The sequence below is a fragment of the Caldanaerobacter sp. genome, from assembly GCF_049701115.1.
Taxonomy (GTDB): domain Bacteria; phylum Bacillota; class Thermoanaerobacteria; order Thermoanaerobacterales; family Thermoanaerobacteraceae; genus Thermoanaerobacter.
The window spans coordinates 1-5,383 of the sequence record NZ_JBNATX010000064.1 but is presented as its reverse complement, the minus strand read 5'-3'; the positions used below and the strand labels follow the sequence as shown (position 1 = coordinate 5,383).

Below are 5,383 nucleotides of genomic sequence, written 5' to 3'. Positions count from 1 at the left end.
TGTTATGTTTTTTATATAATCGATTTTAAAGAAGCTTGTTGCAATTTCATAAATTGTGGGATAGAATGTAAATGTAAGAAGTAATAAGATGGACGGCAATAAAAACCAATATATTGATTTTTCAGCTTTTCTCACATTGTCACCTCATTTAATTTTTTACAGAGGCTCACCAACTTATGGTGAACCTCTTACCCAGTTATTTTAATATTTTTTCTATTTCACTATTGGCCTTATCAAGGCCTTCTTTTATACCTATTTGTCCACTTACGATCTGCGAAAGGTAAAGCCCCCACACATCCTCTATCTGGCTCCAATATGGAGTCCTTGGCCTTGCAACAGAATGTTCAAGAGCATCAAGCTGAGCAGGGTAATATCTATATTTATCTACCAATTCTTTATCACTGTATAAACTCTTTCTTGTGGGAGGTACTCCAAATTTAAGCGCCATTTCTCTCTGCACTTCTTTACTTGTTACCCACTTCAAAAATTTTACTGCTTCCTCTTTATTGCTTGAAGTGGAGGGTATACCTAAGAGCCAGTTCCCAATCATAGCTGCAGAATCTTTAACTTGACCGGGTACAACAGAAAAGTTAATTTTCCCTACTACCTTTGAACTCTCAGGATTGTCAACCTTTGATACCCAAGCAGGCCATGCAATTGTCATTGCTACCTGGCCCTGAGTTAGTGCATTGGCGATTTGGTCAGTATCAAATGCCTCTACACCTTTAGGACTGTATTTTTTCAGTTTAAGATATGTTTCCATGGCTTTTATGCCAGCTTCACTGTTTACGTGGGGAACATTGTTCGCATCAAGAACTTCTCCACCGTATGCCCAGAAGAGCGGCAGAAAATCTGAAACTATATGGTTACCTCTCTGTCCTCTTATGACATATCCGTACACATTCGGAACTTCTTTTTCAGTAATAGTTTTAGCTATTTTTACAACATCATCCCAGGTCTTTGGCGGGTTAAAGTTGTATCTGTTTAATAGATCTTGTCTGTAATAGAAAAGTTGCACATTGCCTACCATTGGAACCGCATATAAAGAGCCTGTTTTATAAGGGTGTTTCCCCAATGCCATACTTTTTTCTACAAAATCGCTGTCAAGTCCGTTGGGAAAGAAAGCATCAAGATTTGTCAGAAGTTTTCCTTCTCCAAATTCTGGCATCCACGGGTCGTCAAGTGTTACAAGGTCATAAGCTCCACCTTTGTTTTTAATATCCAAAACAATTGCTTCTTTGAGCTCATTATAAGGCATTCCAACTACTTGAACATCTATACCCGTCTTTTCCTTATACTTTTTGCCCATTTCTGATAAAGCATCTGAGATGTTACCTGCTCTTGCCGCTATGTGAAGTGTAATCTGAGGTAAGTTTTTTTTTGTTCGGTTGTGCTTGCTGAAGGTGAATTTTGATTCTGTTCCTGAGTTTGAGAAGAAGGTTGTGAATAACTGGTACAGCCGGCAAATAAAATGGAGAAAACCAGCAAACCAGCTAAAAGAAAAGCTAAACTTGACTTTTTCTTAAACATCCTTTACTCCTCCTTTAAATGTCTTTATGTCAACCCTTGATAGAACCAAGGGTTAGACCCTTTATAATGTAATCCTGCATCAAGATAGCGAATAAAAGTATAGGTATTAAAGAGATTATTCCTCCAGCACTCATAGGCCCCCATAGTACAAGGTATTCGGTTATAAGTCCTGAAAGAGCCACCGGAACTGTTACAAGCTTTGGAGACTGGAGAAAAATTAACGCAAACATAAATTCATTCCATGAGGTTATAAACGTAAAGATTGCTGTTGCTCCTAAACCGGGAAGCAAAAGAGGAATTATGAGCCTCAAAAATATCTGCAAATGACTTGCTCCATCTATCATTCCACTTTCTTCAATCTCTACTGGTATTTCATTTATAAAATTTATCAGCATCCAGATCGCAAATGGAAGGTTAAAAGTAATGTATAAAAGTATCAGACCAAGGTGCGTATTTAAGAGATTTAAATTCCTTAAGATTAGATAAAGGGGGACTACAAAAGCCACAGGAGGGAATATTCTCACGAGTATGATCCAAAGGTTTAAGACTTTTTTCCCTTTAAAGTTAAACCTTGATATTGCATAAGAAGATAAAGCTGCCAAGATAATGACTACAGAAGTAGAGAATAATGCTATTTTAAGGCTGTTTAAAATTATAGTGCCAAATTTTAAATCTATGAATAATTTTTTATAGTTCTCTAATGTGAAATTCTTAGGAATGAAAGTTGGAATCTCTGAAAATATCTCCACCCTGTCTTTAAAAGAATTTACCAGCATCCAGTACACAGGAAAGGGTGTCCATATAAGTACTATTCAAAGAAAGATATATTTAATTATTAGGTAACGCTTTTTTCATTCTTTTCACATCCCCAATAATATTTCTTTTAACTCTTTTACCCTGTTAGTTGTAATTGAATCTACATCCATTTTCATCATTTCACGCATTGCTTTTATATCATCTACAGTCCACACAAATACCATCAAACCTCTTTTATGAGCAAAATCCACAAATTCTTTACTGGACATTCTATAGTCCAGATTTACTCCACAGCACAAGCTTTTAACAGCTATGTTGCATACTTTTTGGATATCTTTTGTTTTTTCTTTTTCAACGTTTAAAAGAACTTGTATCAATGGATTAATTTTTTTTATTTTTTGAGCAACCTCACTTCCACAACCAGTTATAAATACCCTTTCTGACATATGCTTTTTGGCTATTTCATTTATTATAACCTCATATTCTTGACAGTCTTTTATGTCTACATTTATTAAAACTTCTTCAGCCGAAAAATAATCAAAAGCTTCTTCTAATAATAGTAAATCATTCAAATTTTGTTTTAATTCTTCGTATTTTAAATCTTTTACCCTCTTCTTTTCCCCATTTATATCTACGTATTCATCGTGGTAGAGCACAGGTATTTTGTCCTTAGTGATACTTACATCAACCTCTATTATGTCTGCTCCTAATTTTACAGCCTGTACAAGATATTCCATAGAGTTCATCTTTGTATCCATGCAGCCTGAATGAGCTGTAACAAAAGGTATCCTCAAACTTTGCCCTCCTTTTTTATGATGAAAAATTATTTTCTCTTCTTATGAAGAATTTGAGCACATTGTTGTTCATGTAATCAAGGGAGTAAAATATAGGAGTATCTTTTTTATCAAAGTGAAGCTGTTTGAAAAGAAGAATTTTCTTACCAATATAATGTATCACTTTTTCATTTTCAGCCTCTTCCACCGCACAGATCTCTGTCAGGGAATAGGTTATTTCTATCTCCATGACCTCTTTCAAATACCTTATCAATGAACCCTTGAAATTTTCATCAAAATAATCTTTTGCAATGCTCTCAGGAAAAATATGATAACTATATGATATCCCTAATCCATTTGCTTCTCTTAACCTCTCGATAATAGTAACTCCCTCTTTCTCTCTTAGGTTTAATTTTTCTCTCCACTCAATTTGAGGAGAAGCCTTATATACTCTCATATGAGATTGCGTATCCTCAAAACCAAAGCTTTTGATAAGGTCTCCTATGCTTATGAGATTGTTTAGGAAATTTTCCATTATCAATGAGGCATTTTCTGAAACGTATGTGCCAATACCATTTTTAGATATTAGTATGCCTTCTCTTTGAAGCATTTTTATAGCTTCTCTTAATGTGGAACGGCTTACCCTGTATTCTTTTGCAAGTTCTATTTCAGAAGGAAGCTTATCCCCTGGATTTAAATATCCATCTTTTATTTTTTTCTTTATGTCTTCTGCGATATTTACATATAAAAGCTTTTGCATTTTCATTCCCCTCTTTTATAGCTGTCCGACATCTTAAATATATCATCTTAATGTTAAGCGAGTATTAAAGGATTGTTAAATTCGCGTTAATGTGTATTTTCATCTACAGCGTATATTAAATAGTACCAGATAGGATTAATAGATGTTGGAAAGATAAAATTTAGGGACAGGCTTAAGGTCGCAGGCTGTTTTGTTTCAACTGAGGGAAGTAAACAACAGAAAACTTTAAGAAATTTTGCATAGAAATGTTATAATATGCATGCTATAATTAATTGTGAAGAAGAATTTTTGAGATCTATAAGCAATTAAAATAGAAATTTAAAACTCTTAGAATATATAAATAAGCATAAAAAAAGAATAGGTAGCTCACATCTACCTATTCCCACATTCCACATATTCATAACACTCGAAGTGTTTTTCTGTCTATTATTATACCATATCTTCTAGAAATTAAAGTGAGGAAATAAAAAATTAAAAAGTTTGATATAACGGATAAAAAGGTAAAACCTTCAAATTGAGGTGTTTTCTATGAGCAGAATAGAACAATTAAATCAAGAACTTGCAAGAATTGTAGAAGTGCTGATAAAAGAGTATCAACCTGAAAAAATAATATTATTCGGTTCATTAGCGACAAATCAAATAAACGAATGGAGCGATATTGATTTAATAGTTATAAAGGATACTGACAAGTCTTTTTACGAAAGATTAGAGGAAGTTGTTAAAGTCGCTAAGCCTACTATTGGCGCGGATATTATAGTGTATACTCCAAAAGAAATAGAAGAAATGAAAGAAAGTATGTTTTACGTTGAAGAAATATTAAAGAAAGGAAAGGTTATTTATGAAAGAAGCAAAACAATGGCTTGATTTTGCTATGGATGACCTTGACTCAGCAGAAATCATGTTTAAAGCAGGTAAATACAATATGGTCTGTTTCTTTTCCCATCAGGCTGTAGAAAAAGCTTTAAAAGCATTTTTAGTAAGTCAAAAACATAATCCTCCTCGAATTCATAATTTAATAGATCTTGTAAATCTTTGTACACAATATGATAAATCTTTTGAGAGCTTCCTATCTAAAGCCCAAGTATTAAACCAATTTTATATTCCAACGAGATATCCTACTGCCATGCCAGGCACAACAGCTTTAGGGATGCCAGATATTAAAACAGCTGAAAAGGCAATAATGTATGCTAAAGAAATTTTTTCTTATTGTAAAAACATAATTTAAAATCCGTTCAAAGTTTAGAGCGATCTGCCGCAATGTACCCTAACCTCCATCCAGTCATGGCAAAAGCTTTTGAAAAACCGTTTATGAGGATTGTCCTTTCTTTCATCCCTGGAAGTGAGGCTATGCTTACATGTTTCCCTTCATAAATCAGTTCACTGTATATCTAATTCTTTTATTGTACTTTTTACTTCTTCTTCGCTAATCCCTAGAATTGAAGCAATTTGATATTCTGTAAACCTGCCATTTTCTTGTAAAAGTTCAGCAATTTTTATGCTTTTATTCAAATTGTTACCTCCTTTCTTAGATAATGTTTTTATATCTCAAAATTATAATACTAAT

General features: G+C 33.6%; 8 protein-coding genes and 1 pseudogene. 3 read left to right on the top strand and 6 right to left on the bottom strand.

Translation table 11 applies throughout. From position 1 onward, the window contains the following. Positions 1 to 196: 196 nt before the first annotated feature. The gene (locus ACPLVE_RS10915) at positions 197 to 1,330 is read right to left on the bottom strand and encodes an ABC transporter substrate-binding protein (protein WP_424611572.1); all 1,134 of its coding nucleotides are present in this window, start codon (positions 1,328 to 1,330) and stop codon (positions 197 to 199) included. Positions 1,331 to 1,403: 73 nt separating this feature from the next. On the opposite strand from ACPLVE_RS10915, the gene ACPLVE_RS10910 reads away from it, so the two are divergent. Beyond that, positions 1,404 to 1,526 carry a hypothetical protein gene (locus ACPLVE_RS10910; RefSeq protein ID WP_424611570.1) on the top strand — a complete coding sequence of 41 codons (123 nt, stop codon included), beginning with the start codon at positions 1,404 to 1,406 and terminating at the stop codon, positions 1,524 to 1,526. Between the two features lie 33 nt (positions 1,527 to 1,559). On the opposite strand, the gene ACPLVE_RS10905 is transcribed toward ACPLVE_RS10910, so the two are convergent. From ACPLVE_RS10905 to ACPLVE_RS10895, 3 genes are all read right to left on the bottom strand, one after another. Further along, positions 1,560 to 2,306, bottom strand: coding sequence for a carbohydrate ABC transporter permease (locus tag ACPLVE_RS10905; RefSeq protein WP_424611571.1), 747 nt, complete (start codon positions 2,304 to 2,306; stop codon positions 1,560 to 1,562). Between the two features lie 84 nt (positions 2,307 to 2,390). Next, positions 2,391 to 3,080 carry a glycerophosphodiester phosphodiesterase gene (locus ACPLVE_RS10900; protein WP_424611569.1) on the bottom strand — a complete coding sequence of 230 codons (690 nt, stop codon included), beginning with the start codon at positions 3,078 to 3,080 and terminating at the stop codon, positions 2,391 to 2,393. Between the two features lie 16 nt (positions 3,081 to 3,096). Next, positions 3,097 to 3,819: a GntR family transcriptional regulator gene (locus tag ACPLVE_RS10895; protein ID WP_424611568.1), complete on the bottom strand. Its 723-nt coding sequence runs from the start codon at positions 3,817 to 3,819 to the stop codon at positions 3,097 to 3,099. A 528-nt stretch (positions 3,820 to 4,347) separates the two neighbouring features. On the opposite strand from ACPLVE_RS10895, the gene ACPLVE_RS10890 reads away from it, so the two are divergent. Together ACPLVE_RS10890 and ACPLVE_RS10885 are read left to right on the top strand one after the other, a co-directional pair. After that, positions 4,348 to 4,683: a nucleotidyltransferase domain-containing protein gene (locus tag ACPLVE_RS10890; RefSeq protein WP_424611567.1), complete on the top strand. Its 336-nt coding sequence runs from the start codon at positions 4,348 to 4,350 to the stop codon at positions 4,681 to 4,683. Then, a complete protein-coding gene (locus ACPLVE_RS10885; protein ID WP_029689149.1) occupies positions 4,658 to 5,044 on the top strand; it encodes a HEPN domain-containing protein in 387 nt (128 codons plus the stop codon). Before ACPLVE_RS10890 ends, ACPLVE_RS10885 begins: the two co-directional genes overlap by 26 nt. 22 nt (positions 5,045 to 5,066) lie before the next feature. Here the strand turns inward: ACPLVE_RS10885 and ACPLVE_RS10880 are convergent. Together ACPLVE_RS10880 and ACPLVE_RS10875 are read right to left on the bottom strand one after the other, a co-directional pair. Further along, a pseudogene (locus tag ACPLVE_RS10880) lies at positions 5,067 to 5,207 on the bottom strand (aminotransferase class I/II-fold pyridoxal phosphate-dependent enzyme); the annotation flags it as partial. Next, positions 5,197 to 5,328, bottom strand: coding sequence for an AsnC family protein (locus ACPLVE_RS10875; RefSeq protein ID WP_424611566.1), 132 nt, complete (start codon positions 5,326 to 5,328; stop codon positions 5,197 to 5,199). The pseudogene ACPLVE_RS10880 and the gene ACPLVE_RS10875, both read right to left, overlap by 11 nt. Between the last annotated feature and the right edge of the window lie 55 nt (positions 5,329 to 5,383).

What these genes read in the sequence shown, in the direction of transcription:
- ACPLVE_RS10890 (WP_424611567.1), top strand. Translation starts at nt 4,348, where the DNA reads ATGAGCAGAATAGAACAATTAAATCAAGAACTTGCAAGAATTGTAGAA.
- ACPLVE_RS10885 (WP_029689149.1), top strand. Translation starts at nt 4,658, where the DNA reads ATGAAAGAAGCAAAACAATGGCTTGATTTTGCTATGGATGACCTTGAC.
- ACPLVE_RS10895 (WP_424611568.1), bottom strand. Translation starts at nt 3,819, where the DNA reads ATGCAAAAGCTTTTATATGTAAATATCGCAGAAGACATAAAGAAAAAA.
- ACPLVE_RS10905 (WP_424611571.1), bottom strand. Translation starts at nt 2,306, where the DNA reads ATGCTGGTAAATTCTTTTAAAGACAGGGTGGAGATATTTTCAGAGATT.